General features: G+C 67.6%; 18 protein-coding genes. 10 read left to right on the forward strand and 8 right to left on the reverse strand.

The window, feature by feature from the left end:
* Positions 1–1,075: hypothetical protein (locus AAG816_RS21715; protein WP_341991777.1), on the forward strand; the 1,075-nt coding region annotated here is incomplete at its 5' end.
* Positions 1,076–1,445: 370 nt separating this feature from the next.
* Complete coding sequence (locus AAG816_RS21720) at positions 1,446–2,693, forward strand: glycosyltransferase (protein WP_341991778.1); 1,248 nt, start codon at positions 1,446–1,448, stop codon at positions 2,691–2,693.
* Between the two features lie 36 nt (positions 2,694–2,729).
* On the opposite strand, the gene AAG816_RS21725 is transcribed toward AAG816_RS21720, so the two are convergent.
* Positions 2,730–3,179, reverse strand: a complete 450-nt coding sequence (locus AAG816_RS21725; protein WP_341991779.1) for a RidA family protein — start codon at positions 3,177–3,179, stop codon at positions 2,730–2,732.
* A 338-nt stretch (positions 3,180–3,517) separates the two neighbouring features.
* On the opposite strand from AAG816_RS21725, the gene AAG816_RS21730 reads away from it, so the two are divergent.
* From AAG816_RS21730 to AAG816_RS21760, 7 genes are all read left to right on the forward strand, one after another.
* A complete protein-coding gene (locus AAG816_RS21730; protein ID WP_341991780.1) occupies positions 3,518–4,690 on the forward strand; it encodes an ABC transporter substrate-binding protein in 1,173 nt (390 codons plus the stop codon).
* 242 nt (positions 4,691–4,932) lie between these two features.
* A complete protein-coding gene (locus AAG816_RS21735; protein ID WP_341991781.1) occupies positions 4,933–5,859 on the forward strand; it encodes a branched-chain amino acid ABC transporter permease in 927 nt (308 codons plus the stop codon).
* Between the two features lie 95 nt (positions 5,860–5,954).
* The gene (locus tag AAG816_RS21740; protein ID WP_341991820.1) at positions 5,955–6,869 is read left to right on the forward strand and encodes a branched-chain amino acid ABC transporter permease; all 915 of its coding nucleotides are present in this window, start codon (positions 5,955–5,957) and stop codon (positions 6,867–6,869) included.
* A complete protein-coding gene (locus tag AAG816_RS21745; RefSeq protein WP_341991782.1) occupies positions 6,866–7,648 on the forward strand; it encodes an ABC transporter ATP-binding protein in 783 nt (260 codons plus the stop codon). Before AAG816_RS21740 ends, AAG816_RS21745 begins: the two co-directional genes overlap by 4 nt.
* Positions 7,648–8,346, forward strand: a complete 699-nt coding sequence (locus AAG816_RS21750) for an ABC transporter ATP-binding protein (protein ID WP_341991783.1) — start codon at positions 7,648–7,650, stop codon at positions 8,344–8,346. Before AAG816_RS21745 ends, AAG816_RS21750 begins: the two co-directional genes overlap by 1 nt.
* Before the next feature lie 114 nt (positions 8,347–8,460).
* On the forward strand, positions 8,461–9,000 hold the full coding sequence (locus AAG816_RS21755) for a MarR family transcriptional regulator (protein WP_341991784.1): 540 nt from the start codon (positions 8,461–8,463) through the stop codon (positions 8,998–9,000).
* Between the two features lie 89 nt (positions 9,001–9,089).
* The gene (locus AAG816_RS21760; protein ID WP_341991785.1) at positions 9,090–10,727 is read left to right on the forward strand and encodes an AMP-binding protein; all 1,638 of its coding nucleotides are present in this window, start codon (positions 9,090–9,092) and stop codon (positions 10,725–10,727) included.
* 269 nt (positions 10,728–10,996) lie between these two features.
* Here the strand turns inward: AAG816_RS21760 and AAG816_RS21765 are convergent, their stop codons facing one another.
* Together AAG816_RS21765 and AAG816_RS21770 are read right to left on the reverse strand one after the other, a co-directional pair.
* Entirely contained in the window at positions 10,997–11,443 is a 447-nt protein-coding gene (locus tag AAG816_RS21765) for a cupin domain-containing protein (protein ID WP_341991786.1), read from the reverse strand.
* Between the two features lie 48 nt (positions 11,444–11,491).
* Positions 11,492–12,733: a flavin-dependent oxidoreductase gene (locus AAG816_RS21770; protein ID WP_341991787.1), complete on the reverse strand. Its 1,242-nt coding sequence runs from the start codon at positions 12,731–12,733 to the stop codon at positions 11,492–11,494.
* Between the two features lie 209 nt (positions 12,734–12,942).
* On the opposite strand from AAG816_RS21770, the gene AAG816_RS21775 reads away from it, so the two are divergent.
* Positions 12,943–13,923 carry an AraC family transcriptional regulator gene (locus AAG816_RS21775; RefSeq protein WP_341991788.1) on the forward strand — a complete coding sequence of 327 codons (981 nt, stop codon included), beginning with the start codon at positions 12,943–12,945 and terminating at the stop codon, positions 13,921–13,923.
* On the opposite strand, the gene AAG816_RS21780 is transcribed toward AAG816_RS21775, so the two are convergent.
* Genes AAG816_RS21780 through AAG816_RS21800 form a run of 5 tightly spaced genes read right to left on the reverse strand, consistent with a single transcriptional unit; the run spans position 13,920 to position 19,504 of the window.
* Positions 13,920–14,336, reverse strand: coding sequence for a thioesterase family protein (locus tag AAG816_RS21780; protein WP_341991789.1), 417 nt, complete (start codon positions 14,334–14,336; stop codon positions 13,920–13,922). The genes AAG816_RS21775 and AAG816_RS21780 overlap by 4 nt on opposite strands.
* Before the next feature lie 9 nt (positions 14,337–14,345).
* Positions 14,346–15,530, reverse strand: coding sequence for an acyl-CoA dehydrogenase family protein (locus AAG816_RS21785; RefSeq protein ID WP_341991790.1), 1,185 nt, complete (start codon positions 15,528–15,530; stop codon positions 14,346–14,348).
* A gap of 1 nt (position 15,531) precedes the next feature.
* Positions 15,532–16,383 carry an enoyl-CoA hydratase family protein gene (locus AAG816_RS21790; RefSeq protein WP_341991791.1) on the reverse strand — a complete coding sequence of 284 codons (852 nt, stop codon included), beginning with the start codon at positions 16,381–16,383 and terminating at the stop codon, positions 15,532–15,534.
* Positions 16,380–17,186, reverse strand: coding sequence for an SDR family NAD(P)-dependent oxidoreductase (locus AAG816_RS21795; protein WP_341991792.1), 807 nt, complete (start codon positions 17,184–17,186; stop codon positions 16,380–16,382). The genes AAG816_RS21790 and AAG816_RS21795 overlap by 4 nt, the downstream gene beginning before the upstream one ends.
* 5 nt (positions 17,187–17,191) lie before the next feature.
* The gene (locus AAG816_RS21800) at positions 17,192–19,504 is read right to left on the reverse strand and encodes a bifunctional salicylyl-CoA 5-hydroxylase/oxidoreductase (protein WP_341991793.1); all 2,313 of its coding nucleotides are present in this window, start codon (positions 19,502–19,504) and stop codon (positions 17,192–17,194) included.
* Between the last annotated feature and the right edge of the window lie 72 nt (positions 19,505–19,576).

The following is a 19,576-nucleotide window of genomic DNA, read 5'->3' on the forward strand; positions in this document are numbered from 1 at the left end:
GCGCTTTGCGCTGATCGGCGCCGGGCAATTGGGCGAGATGGCCCTCCGCCTGTGGCCCGAAACGGTCGCCACGCCGGAATTTCTGCTGGACTCCAACCGCACCGGCACCCTGTCCGGGGTGGAGATCCGCGATCTGAAGACCCACGCGCCGGTTCCGGGCGTGACCTATCTGCTGAGCGCCTTTCGGGTGACGGCGCCGTTTGCCAAGGAGGTGCTTGCCACCCTCGGCCATGCGGACGTCATCACCGTCTATGACTTCTTCGACCAGCAGATCCCCGACGTCTTCTCCAACGGCTGGCGGCGCCTCACTCCGTCCGAAATCACCCAGGACCACATCCGCGGCATGCGGAAGGTGTTTGCGGACGCGGAATCGGTGCAGACCTACGAAGCCGCCGCGGCCTGGCGCTATGGGCGCGAGCTGCGCGACGATTATCCGCTGCGGCCGGACCCGACCAAGTATGACCTCAGCCAGTACGGCCGTGCCGGCATGCGATACGACTATATTTATGACTGCGGCGCCTACAATCTGAGCCTGCTGGACAGCCTGAAGAAGGCCGGCATCAGCGCCGCTCATATCGTCGCCTTCGAGCCGGACCCGCAGAGCATTGCCCTCTGCCACGCGAAGGCGGACGCCTGGGGCGAGACGATGAATGCCACCGTGCGCATCGACCCGCGCGCCCTGAGCGACAGTGCCGGCCTCAAGCCGTTCGTGGCCAATGGCCTGATGTCGGCCCGGCTGGTGGGCGTGGACGCGCTGGATCGTGCCGCGGTCATCGCCTGCCAGACCTGCGCCTTGAGCGATGACCACGAAAGCGCCTTCGGCGATGCCTGTTCCCCCACCACACGCATGCTCATCAAGCTGCATGTGGAGGGCGAGGAAGTGCCGGCCCTGCGCGGCGCCATGCCGTTGCTGGAGGCCTATCAGTGCGATCTGTTGATCAGCCTGTCCCACGACGAGGCCTCGTTCCTGGAGGTGCCCGCCATGCTGGGCGCCCTGGGCCGGCATGATCTGTTCCTGCGCTCCTACTCGCTGTTCGGCGAGGGGCTGCTCCTGTTCGCGCGCTATCGCGGCTGAACGCACCGCCGGTCCGGCGGGTCGGGCCGGCGCGGGGCGGGGCGGGGCGGACAGTGCGCAGATCATCTTCCCTAACGACACTCCCACCTGATGGCGCGGGCCGGATTCACTTGGCGTCGCGGGATCTGGACGCTGCGCTCGCGCAGCACAGCTTGGCGCAATCAAGATTTGCTCAGGTGGCGTGAACACGGTGCGGGCGCGCCGCGCTGAAGTCGAAGGTGGGGCCTCGTCACATGAAGGCACGGACCAAGCCGGGCAAAGACCGCGAAGGCCGCATGGCCGTGGACTTTCACTGGCCGCTTCGCCCTTCCGCCCCTCGCTCCCAACGTCCCGCCCCCGGCGATGTCCGCCGCATCCGGATGGCCGCAGCATGAATATCCTGCATATCACCACCCATCTCGGCGGCGGCGTGGGCAAGGCCCATTCGGCGGTGGCCGAGGCTGCGCCGTTCGCGCGCGGCCGGGCGGCCAAGATCGCCCGCACCTATGCCCTGCTGGAGGCGCCCCGGGACGTGTCCTATCTGGACCGGATCGTGGCCGCCGGAAATCGCGCGGTGATCTGCCCGGATGCGGACCAGCTGTCGGCTTTGGTGGAGGCGGCCGATATCGTGCAGGTGGAGTGGTGGAACCATCCCCGCCTCTATGGCTTGCTCGCCACCACCTCCCTGCCCGCCATGCGCCTGGCGCTGTGGGTGCACATTTCCGGACTGGCGCCGCCATTGGTGCCGGCGCGGCTGGTGGAGCTGGCGGACAAGACCCTGTTCACCTCGCCCTGCTCCCTGGAGGCGCCCAATCTGGCGCCGCTGGTGCGGGCGCGCCCCGAAGCCTTCGGAGTGGCCAATTCCGGCTTCGGCTTCGCCCCGCCCCAGCGCCCGGCCTGCCCGGTGCAGCCGCTGCGCTTCGGCTATATGGGCACGCTGGATTTCATCAAGCTGCATCCCGGCTTCTTCGATGCCATCGATGCGGTGGAGGAGGACGTGCGGGTCTCGCTCTGGGGCCAGCACGATTCGCTCGGCGAAGTGGCGGTGCGCGCCGCCGCCATGCGCCATCCCGAGCGCATCCGCTTCGAGGGCTTTGCCAGCGATCCGCGCGCGGTGCTCAGCGAACTGGACGTGTTCATCTATCTGCTCACCCCCGGCCATTACGGCACGGCGGAGAATGTGCTGGTGGAAGCCATGTCGGTGGGCGCCACCCCCATCGTGTGGGACAATCGGGCCGAGACCAGCATCGTGCGCGATGGCCGCAACGGCTTCGTGGTGCGCTCCACCGACCAATGCGCCGCTTTGATCGACTGGAGCCGCCGCAACCCGCGCCGGGTGGCCCGCATGGGGGCGAAGGCGATCTATGACATGGAGCATGGCCGCACCGCCGCCGGCACCTTGCGCGGCTTCGCGAGAACCTATGACGAACTGCTGGCTGCCCCGCGCCGGCGCCGGGATTTCGCCGCTGCTTTGGGGGCGGATTCGCGCAGCTGGTTCCTGTCCACCCTGCGCACCGAGGACAATGACCCGACGCCGGCGTCGCGGCTGCTGTCGGGCATGGCCGCCAAGGGCAGCCTCGGGCATTTCCGCACCTGTTTTCCGGAAGATGCGGGCCTTGCGGCTTTGGCGCTGGCCTGACCGTTCAGGCCGCGGCTTGCCTCAGTCGGGCACGCCTCAGTCCGGCACCACCGCGGTGGCCTGGATTTCCACCAGCGCTTCGTCTTCCACCAGCCCGGACACCTCAACCACGGCCATGGCCGGGAAATGCCGGCCGATGGTGGCCTTGTAGGCGGCGCCGATGTCTTTGAGCGCAGCGCTGTAGGCTTTGCGGTCCAGCACGTACCAGGTCATGGTGGTGATGTGCTCCGGCCCGGCGCCGCCTTCCGCCAGCACGGCGACGATGTTCGCCAAAGTCTGGCGCACCTGGCCGGCCAGATCCTTGGCCTCGAACACGCATTGCGCGTTCCAGCCAATCTGCCCGCCCACGAACACCATGCGCCCGCGCGCCTCCACCCCATTGGCATAGCCCCGCGGCTTGGCCCAGCCCGCGGGCTGCAGCACGCGGTTGGAGGCCGCAGGCGGGGTTCCGGCCGGAATTTCGTCGGACAGTGGGGCGAGGGGCATGAGGATCCCATGTGATTCGAGGGGGCGCGCCGATCCGCCCGCCCCTCTGCAAGCGCATGGGCCGACAGTGGACTCCCGCCGAATATATTTCAAGCTTAAACTTATAGCCGGCAAGCCGGACCCGTTTGGGCTGATTCCGACGCAGGCGCCACCATCCGATTGCCCGCATCGCGAGCGCTGCGGCGCCGCATTTCTCCCGCATTGCACAAAAAAGGGGCCCGGGAGATTTCCGGGCAAATCCCGGTTGCGACCGTATATTTTATGTGTAAAATAATTTTCAGAAGGGCGGCTGAAGAACGCTCAAAGCCATTCCAGCAGCTTGTTTGAGGGGAGTCAAAATGCGGGTGAAACGGATTCTGGCGGCGGTGACCGCCGCGGCACTGGCCTGCACCGCCTTCGGCGCGCAGGCGGCGGACGGCAAGATCAAGATCGGGCTGCTCTACACGCTCAGCGGCCCGGCCGCGGTGCTTGGCGAACAGTCCCGCGACGGCTTCCTGCTGGCGATGCAGAAGCTCGGCAACAAGATCGGCGGCCTCGACGCCGAGATCATCATCGCCGATGACGAGCAGAAGCCCGACGTGGCGGTGAACAAGGCCAAGGAAATGGTGGAGCGCGACGGCGTGACCTTCGTGGTCGGGCCGATCTTCTCCAACGTGCTCGCGGCCATCGTCAAGCCGGTGACGGCGTCCGGTGCCTTCCTCATCAGCACCAATGCCGGCACCTCGAATCTCGCCGGCGCCGACTGCAACCCGAACCTGTTCGTCACTTCCTACCAGAACGACCAGGTGCACGAGGTCTCCGGCAAATATGCCCAGGACCAGGGCTACAAGAAGGTGTTCCTGATCGCCCCCAATTACCAGGCGGGCAAGGATGCGCTGGCCGGCTTCAAGCATTCCTACAAGGGTGAAGTGGTCAACGAGATCTTCACCCCGCTCGGCCAGCTGGATTTTTCCGCCGAGCTGGCGCAGATCGCCGCCGCCCAGCCGGATGCGGTCTATGCCTTCATGCCCGGCGGCATGGGCGTCAATCTGGTGAAGCAGTATCGCCAGGCGGGCCTGAGCAAGATCCCGTTCCTGTCCGCCTTCACCGTGGACGAGACCACCTTGCCCGCGCAACAGGACGCCGCCATCGGCTTCCTCGGCGGCGCCACCTGGGCGCCCGACTTCGACAACGCCCAGTCCAAGACCTTCACCGATGCGTTCGTGGCCAAGTTCAACCGCGTCCCCGGCAGCTACGGCGCCCAGGCTTATGACGCGGCGCTGCTGATCAACAGCGCGGTGACCGCCACCAAGGGCAACATCACCGACAAGAATGCCCTGCGCAAAGCGCTGGAAAAGGCGGACTTCCAGTCCCTGCGCGGCACCTTCAGCTTCGGCCCCAATCACTATCCGGTCCAGGACTTCTACCTGGTGAAGGCGGTGAAGCGGCCCGATGGCAAGTATGCCACCAGCGTCGTGAAGAAGATCTTCTCCGACTATCGCGACAACTACGTCTCCGCCTGCAAGATGTGAGGCGCTGCGGCCCGCGCCGGTTTCGGTGCGGGCCGTCCTCGGCGGTGCGGGAGGAGAACGCCCGCATCTCGACGACAGCCTGTGGCCCCCCGACCGGGCGGCCACCAGGGTCCGCCCCCGCGGACACGGCGGAGCCATGCCCGCCGACAGCACGCTGCGACGTCATAGGCCGCAGCAGCATTGCGTCGGACCTGCGTAACCAGCGAAGACCCACGGCGAAGACGGACGGTTGATGCCCCGCGATGTTTAATCTCTTCCTCCTCCAAGCCCTCAACGGCATCCAGTTCGGCATTCTGCTGTTCCTGGTGGCGGCCGGCCTGACGCTGGTGTTCGGGGTGATGAACCTCATCAACCTCGCCCACGGCGCGCAATACATGATCGGCGCCTATCTCTGCGCCACCTTCACCGCGCTGACCGGCGACTTCTTCTTCGGCCTCGCCTTGGCCCTGCCCGCCACCTTGCTGCTGGGGCTGGCGCTGGAGATGCTGGTGTTCCGCCGCCTCTATGACCGGGACCATCTTGATCAGGTGCTGGCCACCTTCGGCATCATCATGATCGTCAATGAGAGCGTGAAGATGATCTGGGGCGCCGCCCCCTTGAGCGTGCCGATCCCGGACATCCTCTCCGGCTCGGTGCCGCTGATCGGCAACATGCAATATCCCATGATCCGCGTGCTGATCATCGCCGCCGGCCTTGCCACCGCCGCCGGGCTCTATCTCCTGGTCAACCGCACCCGCATCGGCATGCTGCTGCGGGCGGGGGCCACCAACCGCGCCATGGTCTCGGCGCTGGGCGTGGACATCCGCCGGCTGTTCCTGCTGGTGTTCGGCCTCGGCGCCATGCTGGCCGGCTTTGCCGGTGCCATGGTCGCGCCCCTGCTGTCGGTGGATCCGGGCATGGGCGATCAGGTGCTCATCCTGACCTTCGTGGTCATCGTCATCGGCGGCGTCGGCTCGGTGCGCGGCGCCTTCGTGGCCGCCATCCTGGTGGGGCTGGTGGATACGCTGGGCCGCACCTTCGGCCCCATCCTGCTGCGATCGCTGATGGATGCCTCCGCCGCCTCGCAGACCGGACGCACCCTTGCTCCCATGCTCATCTACATCCTCATGGCGCTGATCCTGGCCGTGCGCCCCGGCGGCCTGTTCCCCGCACCGGGAGGCACGCATTGAACGCGCAGCTCCCGCCCCCCGCCGAGGCTGACATCCTGCCCGGCACCCCCGCTGCCCCGGCGCGGCGCTTCGGCGCCGGTGCGGCGGCGCTCGCCATGTTCCTCATTCTCGCGCTGGTGCCGGTGGTGGCCGGGGCGACCGGGGACAGCTTCCTGCTCGTGATCGCCATGCGCATCATGATCTTCGCCATCGCCGCGCTATCGCTGGATCTGGTGCTGGGCTATGGCGCCATGGTCTCGTTCGGCCATGCGGCCTATATCGGCATCGGCGCCTATGCGGTGGCGATCCTTTCGCTCTACGGCATCCACGATCTCATGGCCCATGTCGTCGTGGCGATCCTGGCGGCGGCGGCGTTCGCGTTCGTGACCGGCGCCATCTGCCTGCGCACGCGGGGCATCTATTTCATCATGATCACGCTGGCCTTCGGGCAGATGGCGTTCTTCTTCATGGTGTCGCTCTCGGCCTTAGGCGGGGATGACGGCATCACCCTGAAGAGCCGCTCCACTCTGTTCGGCGCCCCGCTGCTGGTGAACAACCAGGTGCTGTTCTATCTCATCCTCGGCACGCTGGTGGCGGTGTTCGTGCTGCTGCGCCAATTGGTGGGCTCGCGCTTCGGGCGGGTGCTGCGGGGCACGCGGGACAATGCGGTGCGCATGCGCGCCATCGGCTTTGCCCCCTTCCCCTATCAGCTCACCACTTATGTCATCGCAGGCGCCGTGGCCTCGCTCGCCGGGGTGTTCCTGGCCAATCAGGTGGAATTCGTCGCCCCGGCCTATATGAGCTGGCAGCGCTCGGGCGAACTCATCGTCATGGTGGTGCTGGGGGGCATGGGCACGCTGGCCGGCCCCATCGCCGGTGCCGCCGCTCTGCTGCTGCTGGAGGAAATCCTCGCCGGCTTCTCCGAGCATTGGAAGCTGGGCCTCGGCCTCTTGCTGGTGCTGGTGGTGCTGTTCAGCAAGGGCGGCATCAGCGGCCTCGCCAAGCGGCTCAGCGGGGGAGAGCGCTCATGATCCTGTCCTCAGCCCATCGCCCCCACACCGGGCCGCTGCTGAAGGTGGAGGGCCTGCACAAGGCCTATGGCGCCCTCACCGTCACCGATGGCGTCAGCCTGGAGGTGGGCGCGGGCGAACTGCACGCCATCATCGGCCCCAACGGCGCCGGCAAGACCACGCTGATCCACCAATTGGCCGGCAGCCTGCGCAGCGACAGCGGCAGCGTCACCTTTGCCGGCGAGGACATCTCGCGCCTCGACATGGTGCAGCGGGTCAAGCGCGGGCTGGCGCGCTCGTTCCAGATCACCTCGCTGCTGGACGGCTTCTCGGTGCTGGAAAATGCCGCCATGGCGGTGCAGGCCCGCTCCGGCTCCAGCTTCCGCTTCTTTGCCCCCGCCGCCCATGAGAAGCGCCTCATTGACGAGGCCATGGCGGTGCTCACCCGCTTCGGCCTGGAAGATCGCGCCCAGCGCCGGGCCGGCAGCCTGTCCCATGGCGAGAAACGCCAATTGGAACTGGCCATCGCGCTGGCCACCGGCGCCCGCATGCTGCTGCTGGACGAGCCGCTGGCCGGCACCGGCCACGAGGAATCCGAACGGCTGGTGGCCCTGATGCAGGAATTGCGCACCACCCATACCTTGGTGCTGATCGAGCACGACATGGAAGCGGTGTTCGCGCTGGCGGACCGCGTCAGCGTGCTGGTCTATGGCCGGCTGATCGCCACCGGCACCCCGGCGGAGGTGCGCGCCGATCCTGCCGTGCGCGCGGCCTATCTGGGCGAAGAGGAGGCGGCGTGATGCTGAAGGTCGAAGGCCTGGAAAGCGCCTATGGGGATTCCCGCATCCTGTTCGGCATCGATTTTTCGGTGGGTGCCGGCGAGGTGGTGACGCTGCTGGGCCGCAACGGCATGGGCAAGACCACCACCATCAAGTCCATCTTCGGCCTGCTGCGCCCGCGCGCCGGGCGGGTACTGATCGACGGCCAGGACATGGCGGGCAAATCCCCCCATCTCATCGCCCGCAGCGGCCTGGGGCTGGTGCCGGAAGGCCGCCAGATCTTCCCCACCTTGAGCGTGGAGGAAAACCTCATCGCCACCGGCCGCGCCGGCGGCGGCGCCGCGCGCTGGACCCTGGAGAGCGTCTACAAGCTGTTCCCGCGCCTGAAGGAACGCCGCCGCAATATGGGCAACCAATTGTCCGGCGGCGAACAGCAGATGCTGGCCATCGGCCGCGCCCTGCTCACCAATCCGCGCCTGGTGGTGCTGGACGAGGCCACGGAGGGGCTGGCCCCGCTCATCCGCGAGGAGATCTGGGCCTGCCTGCGCGCCATCAAGGCCGAGGGCGAGGCGATCCTGGTGATCGACAAGAATGTGGAGGCGCTGGCCCGCTTCGCCGATCGCCATGTGGTGATCGAGAAGGGGCGCGTGGTGTGGTCCGGCACCAGCGAAGCCCTGCGCAGCACGCCGGAGATCAAGGAGCGGTTCCTGCACGTGTGAACGGGCGGGAGCGGCTGTGGCGGGGGGATCTCCGTCCATTTAGTTTATGCGTAAAATAGTTAAGTCGATGGGACGCGATCCGCCCCGGGCGGGACGCCAGATGTGAGCCAAGCCATGAACAAGACCGTCGATTACATCGATGCCGAATTCAAGGTCCGCGAGAATCCCGAGGATCACCGCACCGAATTGCGGCTGTGGCTGCGGCTGCTCACCTGTTCCAACATGATCGAGGCCGAAATCCGCAAGCGGCTGCGCGAGGAATTCGACACCACCCTGCCCCGCTTCGACCTCATGGCCCAATTGGAGCGCGCCCCGGACGGCATGCTGCTGGGCGAACTCTCCCGCCGCATGATGGTTTCCAACGGCAATCTCACCGGGCTGGTGGAACGCCTGGTGCAGGAGGGCCTGGTTGAGCGGCAGGTCAGCGAGACCGATCGCCGCGCCGCCTTCGTGCGCCTGACCCCGCGCGGGCGGGCGGATTTCACTGTCATGGCCAAGCAGCACAGCGAATGGATCGGCGAACTGCTGGGCGGGCTCAATGCCCGCGAGCAGGAGGAACTGTGGATGCGCCTCGGCCGCCTCAAGGGCTCCGTGGGCGCCGCCCGCGACCGGCCGGAGCCGCCCGGCAAGGACCAGCCGCCCGCCGCCGACTGAACACCCTGACGAAACCGCGCACAGCCGACCGAGCGCCCCGCCAGAGCGGCGCCGGCCATCAAGCCAAGATCCAGAGCGAGACACCTCCCATGCGCCCCACCGCCCATTTGGACACCTTCGTCCTCGACAATTTGCCCCCCGTGGAGATGCAGCCGGACTTCATCAATCTGGAGGCGCTGGGCTATCCCGAAACGCTGAACGCCACCGTCGAGCTGGTGGACCGGCATGTGCGGGAGGGCCGCGGCGACCGGGTGGCGCTGCGCGCCCCGGACCTCACCTGGACCTATGCCGACCTCTCCCGCGTGATCGACCGCATGGCCCACATGCTGGTGTCGCGCCTTGGCCTGGTGCCGGGCAATAGGGTGCTGCTGCGCGCCGCCAACACCCCCACCATGGTCGCGCTCTATCTGGCGATCATCAAGGCCGGCGGCATCGTGGTGGCCACCATGCCGTTGTTGCGGGCCAAGGAATTGGTCCAGATCATCGACAAGGCTGAGATCAGCCTCGCCTTGTGCGATGCCGCTCTGGCCGAGGAAATGGAGAAGGCGGCGGCGGGCAATGCCTATCTGCGCCGGGTGGTCACCTGGAGCGGCACCGCGCAGGGCGAGCTTGCCCCGTTGCTGGAGGGCCTGCCGGATGTGTTCGAGGCCGCCCCCACACGGTCCGATGATCCCTGCCTGCTGGGCTTCACCTCGGGCACCACCGGCCTGCCCAAGGCCACCATCCATTATCAGCGTGATCTGCTGATCATCTGCGACTGCTACGCCAAGGAAATCCTGCGCGCGAGCCCCGACGACATCTTCATCGGCTCGCCGCCTTTGGCCTTCACCTTCGGCCTTGGCGGGCTGGTGCTGTTCCCGTTCCGCATCGGCGCCTCCGCCGTGCTGCCGGCCAAGACCGGGCCGGACGATCTGGCCCGCGCCATCGGCACCTTCCGCCCCACCATCTGCTTCACCGCCCCCACCGCCTATCGCGCCATGCTGGCGCGCATCGCCGATTATGACCTCTCCTCTTTGCGCAAGTGCGTGTCGGCGGGCGAGAAGTTGCCCGTGCCCACCTTCCATGCCTGGGAAGCCGCCACCGGCCTGAAGCTGCTGGACGGCATCGGCGCCACCGAACTGCTGCACATCTTCATTTCCGCCCGCGAGGAGGACATCCGCCCCGGCGCCACCGGCAAGCCGGTGCCGGGCTATGAGGCCAAGGTGATCGACGAGACCGGCGCGCCCTGTCCGCCGGGCACGCCCGGCCGCCTCGCCGTGCGCGGCCCCATCGGCTGCCGCTACCTGGCCGATGCCCGCCAGGCCGTCTATGTGCAGGACCGCTGGAACATCACCGGCGACACCTACCTGATGGATGCCGACGGCTACTTCTGGTACCAGGCCCGCAATGACGACATGATCGTCTCCGCTGGCTACAACATCGCCGGGCCTGAAGTGGAGGCGAGCCTGCTGGCCCATCCGGCGGTGGCGGAATGCGGCGTGGTGGCCGCCCCCGATCCCGAGCGCGGCAGCATCGTCAAGGCCTATGTGGTGCTGCACGAGGGCGTGCCCCACGATCCCGCCACGCTGAAAGCCTTGCAGGAGCATGTGAAGGCGGATCTGGCGCCCTATAAATATCCCCGCGCCATCGAATGGATGGACGCCCTGCCCCGCACGGAATCCGGCAAGCTGCAACGCTTCGCCCTGCGCCAGAAAGCCGAAAGCGCGCCGCCCACCGCCGAGGCGTGAGCGGGGACCACGACTTCCGCGCCTCTCTCGCCTCTCGCGCGACCGCTCTTCCCACAGAGCACCGTCATCCCCGGACTTGATCCGGGGATCCACGCGGCGCCGCTTGGTGCAATCCGGAGAGGTCCGCGCCGTCGGCTCGGCGCGGATGCGCGGGACAAGCCCGCGCATGACGAACGGAGAGGGAGACGCCAAGCGTCCGCTTCACGGGGATTAAAAAAAACGGCGGCAGGGGGGCCCTGCCGCCGGTTTTCTGTTTTCAGACGATGGTCTCAGGCGCCGGGCGGCGGCAGGAAATCCACGTCGCACAAAGCTGCCAGGCGCACCACTTCGGCGGGGTCAGGCACGCCGTCGATCTTGGTGAACAGCTCCCACAGCTTGGCGGTGGGCGAGACCCAGAACACGCACTTCACCGGCTGGTCGGACTTGTTGAAAATGCCGTGGGGAATGTTGCGCGGCAGGCGGATCAGGTCGCCGGCGGTCGCCACCACGTCCTTGCCGTCCAGCAGCAGGTCGAAGCGGCCTTCCAGCATGTAGATGAACTCGTCCTGGGTGGTGTGGATGTGCGGCGGCACGAAGGTGCCGGGCGGGAAGGTGGCGTGCCAGGACATGGAGCTTTCGCACACGTGCTTGGGCACATAGGTCTGGCCGAGAATGTTCCAGACAATGTTCTCCACCGACTCGCCGGCCTTGGTGATGCCGGGATGCATGATGGTCATGGGCTCACTCTCCTTGTGTTCGATGTTCGGGTGTTCGATGATCGCGTATCAGGCGCTCGGCCGGTTGACCTGATCCTGGGTGAAGCCGGCGGCGGCGGCATAGCCGCGAACGATGGCGCGGCGTTCCTCGAACGAGATCACCGCATCGAGATCCGCGCAACCCTCCGGGGCGCGGCGCTCCACTTCGTCGATCACCCCTTCCGGGCCACCCTGGCGGTTGAGCCGCACGATTTCCGCCGTGGCCGGTAGCCGCTGCGCCGCATAGGCGGCCAGCGCCGCGCGGCCGTGCTCGCTGCTGGCCAGCGCATCCGCCAGCGCGCGGGCATCGATGATGGCCTGGCTGGCACCATTGGAGCCCACCGGATACATGGGATGGGCCGCATCCCCCAGCAATGTCACCCGGCCTTCGGTCCACCAGGGCAGCGGGTCGCGGTCACACATGGGATATTCATAGAAGTCCGGCGTCGCCCGCACCAAAGCCGGCAGGTCGATCACCGCGACGCCGAATTTCTCCACGTGGGGCATGAGTTCGTCATGGGTGCCGCGCCGGTTCCAGTCCTCGCGGCGCGGGGGCGCGGTGGTTTCGGGGTCCACCCGATGGGTCACGACCCAATTGGTCAGCACTTTCCCCGGCGTGCGGCCGGGCGCGATGGGATAGAGCACCAATTTGTAGGTGAAGCCGCCAGCCACCACCATGGAGCGGCCATCCAGGAACGGATCGGTCTCCACCGCGCCGCGCCACATCATCACGCCGTTCCATTTCAGGCCCGGCTCATTGGGGAACATCTGGCGGCGCACAGCGGAATGGATGCCGTCGGCGGCGATCAGCACGTCACCACGCGCCTGCGCCAGCGCCGCGCCGGGGGCGAAATGCGCGGTGACGCCGCCTTCATCCTGGGAAAAGCCGGTGCAGGGCTGCCCCATGTGCACCGCCTGGGGGCCGAGGCGCTCCAGCACCGCCTCCAGCAGCAGCTTCTGCAGATAGCCGCGATGGATGGAGAATTGCGGCACGTCATAGCCCGCATCCACCCCGCGCGGCTCACGCCAGATCTCCTGGCCGGCGCGGGTCATATAGAACAGTTCGTGGGTGCGGATTGCCACCCGATCCAGTTCCGGCAGCAGGCCGAGACCGGCCAATTCGCGAATGGCATGGGGCAGCACGTTGATGCCGACGCCCAGCTCGCGCACCTGCACGGCGGCCTCGAACACCTCGCAGGGAATGCCGCGGGCATGCAGCATGAGCGCGGTGGTCAAGCCGCCGATGCCGCCGCCAATGACGATGACTTTCATGTCCGACCTCTGGTTGTTCGGCGGTCACCCTTCGGGCCGTCCGTATCCTGCGACTCTAGCGACGATGCAAGGGGGCGCTATCGCCCCAGCGCCGCCGTGTCGCCCCAGCGCCAGAAACATCGGCGCCGCGCTCGGCTTTTCGCCGGTCTTGCGGCTTCCGCGCCGGGTGATACTTTAACTCTCAAATAAAACAGCGGAGGGGATCGGGGATGACTGCGGTGTGCGGCAACCTGTGGCGCCGATCGTCTTCGCTGGACGAGTTCGAGGCCACCATGTCCGACCTGCTGCGCCCCTGCCGCATCGCCGGGCAGCCGCGGGAGAGCTATCGCACCGAGATCCGCCATGTCCGCATGCGCCGCCTGGGCCTGACCCTGGTGCGCCTGGGCGGGCGGGCACGGGTGCAGGTGGAGCGGCATGGCAGCCTTGCCCTGCTGCAAATTCCCTTGGCCGGCAGCTTCGCCTCCCACGCCCCGCGCGGCGAAAGCCGGGTCTATGCCGCAGGCAAGGCGGCGGAACTGGTGGCCCCCAGCTGCGCCCTGGATCTGGAATTTGCCCCTGCCACCCGCATGCTGATCCTGGATCTGCGCGCCGGCGCCGCCGCCGCTGTGCCCGGCCTCAGCAGCGCGTTCGAGACCGCGCGGGCGCGAGAGGGCGGCCTGTCCTTGGCCGGGTCGGCGGGCGGCGCCCTGTCCCGGCTGGCGGGCTTTCTGGTGGGCGAGATCGAAGCCGATCCGCACGGCCTTCAGTCCAGCGCCTTCGCCGACCGGCTGGAGGACTGCCTGCTCACCGCGCTCGCCGACGCGCTGTCGCCGTCCCGGCCCGCAGCGGCGCCGGCGATCGCGCCGTCCGCGTCCGCCATCCCGCATTATGTGCAGCGGGCGGAGCGCTTCATGGCCGACAATCTCGACCAGCCGATCACGTTGGACGACATCGCCGCCGCTGCCGGCACCAGCGCCCGCACCCTGCACCGGGTGTTTCGCAGCGCGCGGGGCGAGACGCCGCTGGGCGTGCTCAAGGCGCTGCGGCTGGAGCGGGTGCATGGGGAACTGGCGGCCGGACGGGCGGGCCAAGGCGACATTGCCCGCCTCGCGTTGGCGTTCGGCTTCAACCATCTGGGGCTGTTCGCCGCCGCCTATCGGGCGCGCTTCGGCGTCTTGCCCTCCGCCACCGCGCGCGGCGCCAGGAGCTAAACCGCCGCGGGCTCCAGATGGGCCATCAGGCCGGCGCGGATGTCGTCGGGCCAGCGCATGGCCTTCTTGCTGGTGGTGGAGGTGGCGACCAGACGCTGGGTGGCGCTCCAGATCAGCGTCTCGCCCACCCGCACCTCATGCACCAGATCCAGCGAACTGCCACCGACCGCCGCCACGCGGAGGGAGAAGTCCATCACGTCGCCATGGAGGCCCGGGCGCACGAAGGTGAGGTCCAGCCGCACGGTCGGCACCGCCATGCCCCGCTCGTGATGCAGGGTCGGCCAAGGCGCGCCGACGGCGGCGAAGAACTCCTCCACCACCCCCACCAGGATATCCAGATAGGCGGGGAAATAGGCGATGCCGGCGGGATCGCAATCGCCGAACCGCAGCGGGCGGGAGACCTCAAACGCCATGGACCGATCTCACCCCTTGAGCAATTCGCGCGCCACGATCAGCTTCTGCACCTCGGTGGCGCCCTCGTAAATCCGCAGGGCGCGGATTTCCCGATAGAGCCGCTCGGTGATCTCGCCGCAGGTGACGCCGCGGCCGCCGAACATCTGCACCGCGCGGTCGATCACCTGCTGCGCGGTCTCGGTGGCGGTCATCTTGGCCATGGCCGCTTCCCGCGTGGTGGGCAGCTTCTGCACGTCGCGGCGCCAGGCGGCGCGATAGGTCAGGAGAGCTGCGCCGTCGATGCCGGTGGCCATGTCGCCGAGAGCGGCCTGGGTCAATTGCAGATCGCCCAAAGTGGCGCCGAACATGCGGCGGGACTTGGCATGGGCGATGGATTCATCCAGCGCCCGGCGGGCAAAGCCCAGGGCAGCTGCGGCCACCGAAGCGCGGAAGATGTCCAGCGTCCGCATGGCAATCTTGAACCCCTCCCCCGGTGCGCCGAGGCGGCGGCTGGCGGGAATGCGGCAATTCTCGAAGCGGATGGTGGCCAAAGGATGCGGCGCCATCACCTCGATGCGACGGACGATGGAGAAGCCGGGATCGTCCGCAAACACCACGAAGGCGGAAATGCCCCGCGTGCCCGGCGCCTCGCCGGTGCGGGCGAACACGGTGTAGACATCGGCGATGCCGCCATTGGAGATCCAGGTCTTCTCACCGTCCAGCACATAATGCTCGCCCTCGGCGCGGGCGGCGCAGGCCATGGCGGCCACGTCGGACCCCGCCTCCTGCTCGGAGAGCGCGAAGGCGGCCAGCCATTGCCCCGAACGCACCTTGGGCAGCACGGCCCGGCGCAAGTCCGGCGCGCCGGACAAGGCGATGGCGCCGGTGCCCAGCCCCTGCATGGCGAAGGCGAAATCCGCCAGCCCGTCATGCCAGGCCAGCGTCTCGCGGGCGAGGCAGATGGCGCGCGATTGCAGCGTCTCCGCCGTGGCGTCCCCCTCCGGCACCGCCGCCGCCAGCAGCCCGGCGGCGCCCAGCTGCCGCACCAAAGCGCGGCAGGACGTATCCACGTCGTGATGGTCGATGCCCGCCAGCGCGCCGGAGGCGGCGAAGGCATCGAGCTTCTCCACATAGGCGCGCTGCTCGGGGGCGAAGAACGGCCAGTCCAGATGGTCGCGGGTGGGGCCGGCGAGAGTGGGTGCGCGGGCGCTCATCTCAGGCGCCCTTGAAGTTGGGCTTGCGCTTGCCGGCGAAGGCTTCGAACGCCTCGCGGAAATCGCCGGTGGCCATGCAGATGGCCTGCGCCTGGGCTTCGGATTCGATCATCTCGTCCAGGCCCATGGCCCATTCCTGGTTCATCATGGTCTTGGTCATGCCATGGGCGAACCACGGCCCATCCGCCAGCATGCGCGCCAGCTTCTGCGCCTCGGCTTCCACCGCATCGGCGGCATGGAGGGCATTGTAGAAGCCCCAGGCCGCGCCTTCCGCCGCGCTCATGGCGCGGCCGGTATAGAGCAGTTCCGAGGCCCGGCCCTGGCCGATGATGCGCGGCAGGATCCCGCAGGCGCCCATATCCGCCCCCGCCAAACCCACGCGGGTGAACAAGAAGGCGGTGCGCGCCTCCGGCGTCGCCAGCCGCAGGTCCGAAGCCATGGCCAGGATCGCTCCGGCGCCCGCGCAGATGCCGTCGACGGCGGAGATGATCGGCTGCGGGCACTTGCGCATGGCCTTGACCAGATCGCCGGTCATGCGGGTGAAGGCGATCAGGTCCGGCATGGACATGCGGGTGAGCGGCTCGATGATCTCGAACACGTCGCCGCCGGAAGAGAAATTGCCCCCCGCTCCCGCCAGCACCACGGCGCGCACGTCGCTGGCGTAGCTGAGCGCGCGGAACAGATCGCGCATCTCGGCATAGCTGTCGAAGGTGAGCGGGTTTTTCCGCTCCGGGCGGTTGAGGCGCAGCGTCGCCACCCGGCCATCTTCGCTCACCTCCCACAGGAAGGTGCGGGCGGCGTAATCCTTGAACGGGCGCAGATGGCCCTGCATGGTGGTGTCGATCTGGCTCATCCCGTCATGACCTCCCCGCCGGCGATGGCAATCGCCTGTCCTGTGATGGCCGCAGAGCCCGGTGCCGCCAGCCACAGGACGGTGTCGGCCACCTCCTGCGGCTGCACCAGCCGGCCCTGCGGATTGGATTTGGTGAAATTGGCCAGCGCGTCTTCGGCGCTGCGCCCGGTCTTTTCCATGATGGTCGCCACCGAGCGGGCAATGATCGGCGTGTCGGTAAAGCCGGGGCACACCGCATTCACCGTGATGCCGGTGCGCGCCAGCTCCAGCGCCAGCGCGCGGGTGAGGCCGATCACCCCATGCTTGGCGGCGCAATAGGCCGAGACATAGCTATAGCCGGTCAGCCCTGCCGTGGAGGCGATGTTGATCACCCGCGCACCAGTGCCGTAGGTCCGCAGGTCCGGCAGCGCCGCCTGAGTGACCAGGAACACGCCGGTGAGATCCACATTCAGCACCCCGGCCCACATTTCCAGGCTGGTCTTCTCGAACGCGGCGCTGGGCGCCTCGCCGGCATTGTTGACCAGGATATCCACCGGCCCGAACCGCGCCTTGGCCCGCGCGAAGCCCGCCGCGATGGCGGCGGGATCGGTGACGTCGAAGCCATCGGCCACCAAAGTGGCGTCCGGCGGCAAGGTCGCGGCCAGCTCTTGCAACGGCGCCGCGCGGCGACCGGCCAGCGTGACGTGGGCGCCTTGGCTCACAAGCGCCGCGGCGATGGCAGCGCCGATGCCGCTGCCGGCGCCGGTCACCAGGGCATGGCGGCCGGCCAAAGGCAGGCCACCCGAGGGAAGGGGCGTGTCCATGCCCCTCAGCCCGCCCCGCCGGCGCGGGCCAGATTGGCCTCGAACTGCGACTTGGCGGAGAGATAAGGCTTCGGCCAGGGGATGGAGGTCAGCCCGATCTTGCCGGCCTCATGCAGCGCCCAGGCCGGGTCCGCCAGATGCGGGCGAGCCACGGCGCACAGATCGGCGCGGCCGGCGGCGATGATGGAATTGGCGTGGTCGGCTTCCGAAATCGCCCCCACCGCGATGGTGGCGATGCCGATCTCATTGCGGATCTTGTCGGAGAACGGGGTCTGGAACAGCCGGCCATAGACCGGCTTCTCTTCCTTGGACACCTGCCCCGATGAGCAATCGATCAGATCGGCCCCCGCCGCCTTGAACATCCCGGCGAAGATGGCCGCGTCCTCAGGCGTGTTGCCGCCCTCGGTCCAGTCGTTGCACGACAGGCGCACCGAGATCGGCTTGTCCTGCGGCCAGGCGGCGCGCACCGCCGCGAACACTTCCAGCGGATAGCGGGCGCGGGCCTCATGGCTGCCGCCATACTCATCCGTGCGCTGGTTGGTCAGCGGCGAGAGGAAGCTGGAGAGCAGATAACCGTGGGCGCAGTGCAGCTCCAGCCAATCGGCGCCGGTGCTGGCCGCCAGCTCGGTGGTGCGGACGAAGTCGGCCAACACCCGGTCCATGTCGGCCCGGTCCATGGCCTTCGGCACCTGGCTGTTCTTCAGGTACGGCAGCGCCGAGGCCGACAGAAGCGGCCAGCCGCCCTCTTGCAGCGGCTGATCGATGCCGTCCCAGGCCAGCTTGGTGGCGCCCTTGCGGCCCGCATGGCCGATCTGGATGCCCACCTTGGCGGCGCTGTTGCCATGGACAAACTGCACCAGCCGGCGCCAGCCCGCCGCCTGATCCTCGTTCCACAGGCCGAGGCACCCCGGCGTGATGCGGGCATCGGGCGACACACAGGTCATCTCCCCAAACACCAGCCCCGCCCCGCCCATGGCGCGGGCGCCCAGATGCACCAGATGGAAATCCCCCAGCAGCCCGTCGGTGGCGCTGTACATGGCCATGGGCGAAACCACCACGCGGTTGGGCAAAGTGGTGCCGCGCAGGGTGTAGGGGGTGAACATGGGCGGCAGGCAGCGGCCATTGTCGCTGATGGTCAGGTCGGACTTGCGCGCGAACCAGCGCTCATAGCCCTCCAGCCATGCCTTGTCGCGCAGGCGCAGGTTTTCGTGGCTGATGCGCTGGGAGCGCGTCAGCATGGAATACATGAACTGCTCCGGCTCCAGCGTATCCGCATAGCGCCGGCCCACCACCTCGAACCATTCCATGGCATTGCGGGCGGCATTCTGGATACGGGCCACATCCACCCGGCGCACCTGCTCATAGACCTCCAGCACGGCGGGGATCTTGTCCGCCTGATGCCCATGCTCCTGGAACTGGCGGGTCAATTCGATGGCGTCATCGATGGCCAGCTTGGTGCCGGAGCCGATGGCGAAATGGGCGGTGTGGGCGGCATCGCCCATCAGCACCACATGGGATTTGCCGTTGAAGTGGCTCCAGCGGCCGCAGATCAGGCGGTTGAAATTCAGCCAGGCCGAGCCGCGCAGATGGCGCGCATTGGTCATCAGCTCAGCGCCGTCCAGCACTTCGGAGAACAGGTTTTCGCAGAAATCGATGGAGCCCTGCTGGTCCAGATCGCCCAGGCGGTGGGCTTGATAGGCCTCTTCCGTGGTCTCGACGATGAAGGTCGAGGTTTCCGCATCGAACTTGTAGATATGGGCCTGGAACCAGCCGTGCTCGGACTTGCGGAAATCGAAGGTGAAGGCGTCGTAGAGCTTCTTGGTGCCGAGCCAGATGTAGCGATTGGGCCGGGTCACCAGATCGGGCTGGAACACCTCTTCATAGCGGTTGCGGATCTTGGAGTTGAAGCCGTCCGAGGCGATGATGAGATCGGCATCGGCAAAGTCGAGATCGCTGTCCACGTCGGTCTCGAACAGCAGTTCCACGCCCAGCGCTTCGCAGCGGGTCTGCAGGATGTTCAGGAGCTTCTTGCGACCGATGCCGACGAAGCCGTGGCCGGAGGTGCGCTGGCGGGTGCCTTTGAACCAGACCTCGATGTCATCCCAATGGTTGAACGCATCCTCGATCTCGGCGGCGCTCTCCGGGTCCCACACCTTCATGGCGGCCATGGTGGCATCGGAGAACACCACGCCCCAGCCGAAGGTGTCATAGGCGCGGTTGCGCTCCACCACGGTGATGCGGTGCGCCGGATGCAGCTTTTTCATCAGGAGGCCGAAATAAAGGCCCGCAGGCCCGCCGCCGATACAGACGATACGCATCGCGTCCTCCCCGTCCCGATCTGGCGCCACCCTCGGGCCCATCAATCATTTTATATTTAAAATATATTCCCG

The organism is Azorhizobium sp. AG788 (assembly GCF_943371865.1).
In the GTDB taxonomy this organism is placed as follows: domain Bacteria; phylum Pseudomonadota; class Alphaproteobacteria; order Rhizobiales; family Xanthobacteraceae; genus Azorhizobium.

Bases quoted from the DNA above. Each gene is read 5' to 3' on its own strand.
- AAG816_RS21765 (WP_341991786.1), bottom strand. From the start codon at position 11,443: ATGACCATCATGCATCCCGGCATCACCAAGGCCGGCGAGTCGGTGGAG.
- AAG816_RS21740 (WP_341991820.1), top strand. From the start codon at position 5,955: ATGTTCCTCATTCTCGCGCTGGTGCCGGTGGTGGCCGGGGCGACCGGG.
- AAG816_RS21755 (WP_341991784.1), top strand. From the start codon at position 8,461: ATGAACAAGACCGTCGATTACATCGATGCCGAATTCAAGGTCCGCGAG.
- AAG816_RS21760 (WP_341991785.1), top strand. From the start codon at position 9,090: ATGCGCCCCACCGCCCATTTGGACACCTTCGTCCTCGACAATTTGCCC.
- AAG816_RS21790 (WP_341991791.1), bottom strand. From the start codon at position 16,383: ATGAGCCAGATCGACACCACCATGCAGGGCCATCTGCGCCCGTTCAAG.
- AAG816_RS21780 (WP_341991789.1), bottom strand. From the start codon at position 14,336: ATGGCGTTTGAGGTCTCCCGCCCGCTGCGGTTCGGCGATTGCGATCCC.
- AAG816_RS21770 (WP_341991787.1), bottom strand. From the start codon at position 12,733: ATGAAAGTCATCGTCATTGGCGGCGGCATCGGCGGCTTGACCACCGCG.
- AAG816_RS21795 (WP_341991792.1), bottom strand. From the start codon at position 17,186: ATGGACACGCCCCTTCCCTCGGGTGGCCTGCCTTTGGCCGGCCGCCAT.
- AAG816_RS21775 (WP_341991788.1), top strand. From the start codon at position 12,943: ATGACTGCGGTGTGCGGCAACCTGTGGCGCCGATCGTCTTCGCTGGAC.
- AAG816_RS21800 (WP_341991793.1), bottom strand. From the start codon at position 19,504: ATGCGTATCGTCTGTATCGGCGGCGGGCCTGCGGGCCTTTATTTCGGC.
- AAG816_RS21745 (WP_341991782.1), top strand. From the start codon at position 6,866: ATGATCCTGTCCTCAGCCCATCGCCCCCACACCGGGCCGCTGCTGAAG.
- AAG816_RS21735 (WP_341991781.1), top strand. From the start codon at position 4,933: ATGTTTAATCTCTTCCTCCTCCAAGCCCTCAACGGCATCCAGTTCGGC.
- AAG816_RS21750 (WP_341991783.1), top strand. From the start codon at position 7,648: ATGCTGAAGGTCGAAGGCCTGGAAAGCGCCTATGGGGATTCCCGCATC.
- AAG816_RS21725 (WP_341991779.1), bottom strand. From the start codon at position 3,179: ATGCCCCTCGCCCCACTGTCCGACGAAATTCCGGCCGGAACCCCGCCT.
- AAG816_RS21720 (WP_341991778.1), top strand. From the start codon at position 1,446: ATGAATATCCTGCATATCACCACCCATCTCGGCGGCGGCGTGGGCAAG.
- AAG816_RS21730 (WP_341991780.1), top strand. From the start codon at position 3,518: ATGCGGGTGAAACGGATTCTGGCGGCGGTGACCGCCGCGGCACTGGCC.
- AAG816_RS21785 (WP_341991790.1), bottom strand. From the start codon at position 15,530: ATGAGCGCCCGCGCACCCACTCTCGCCGGCCCCACCCGCGACCATCTG.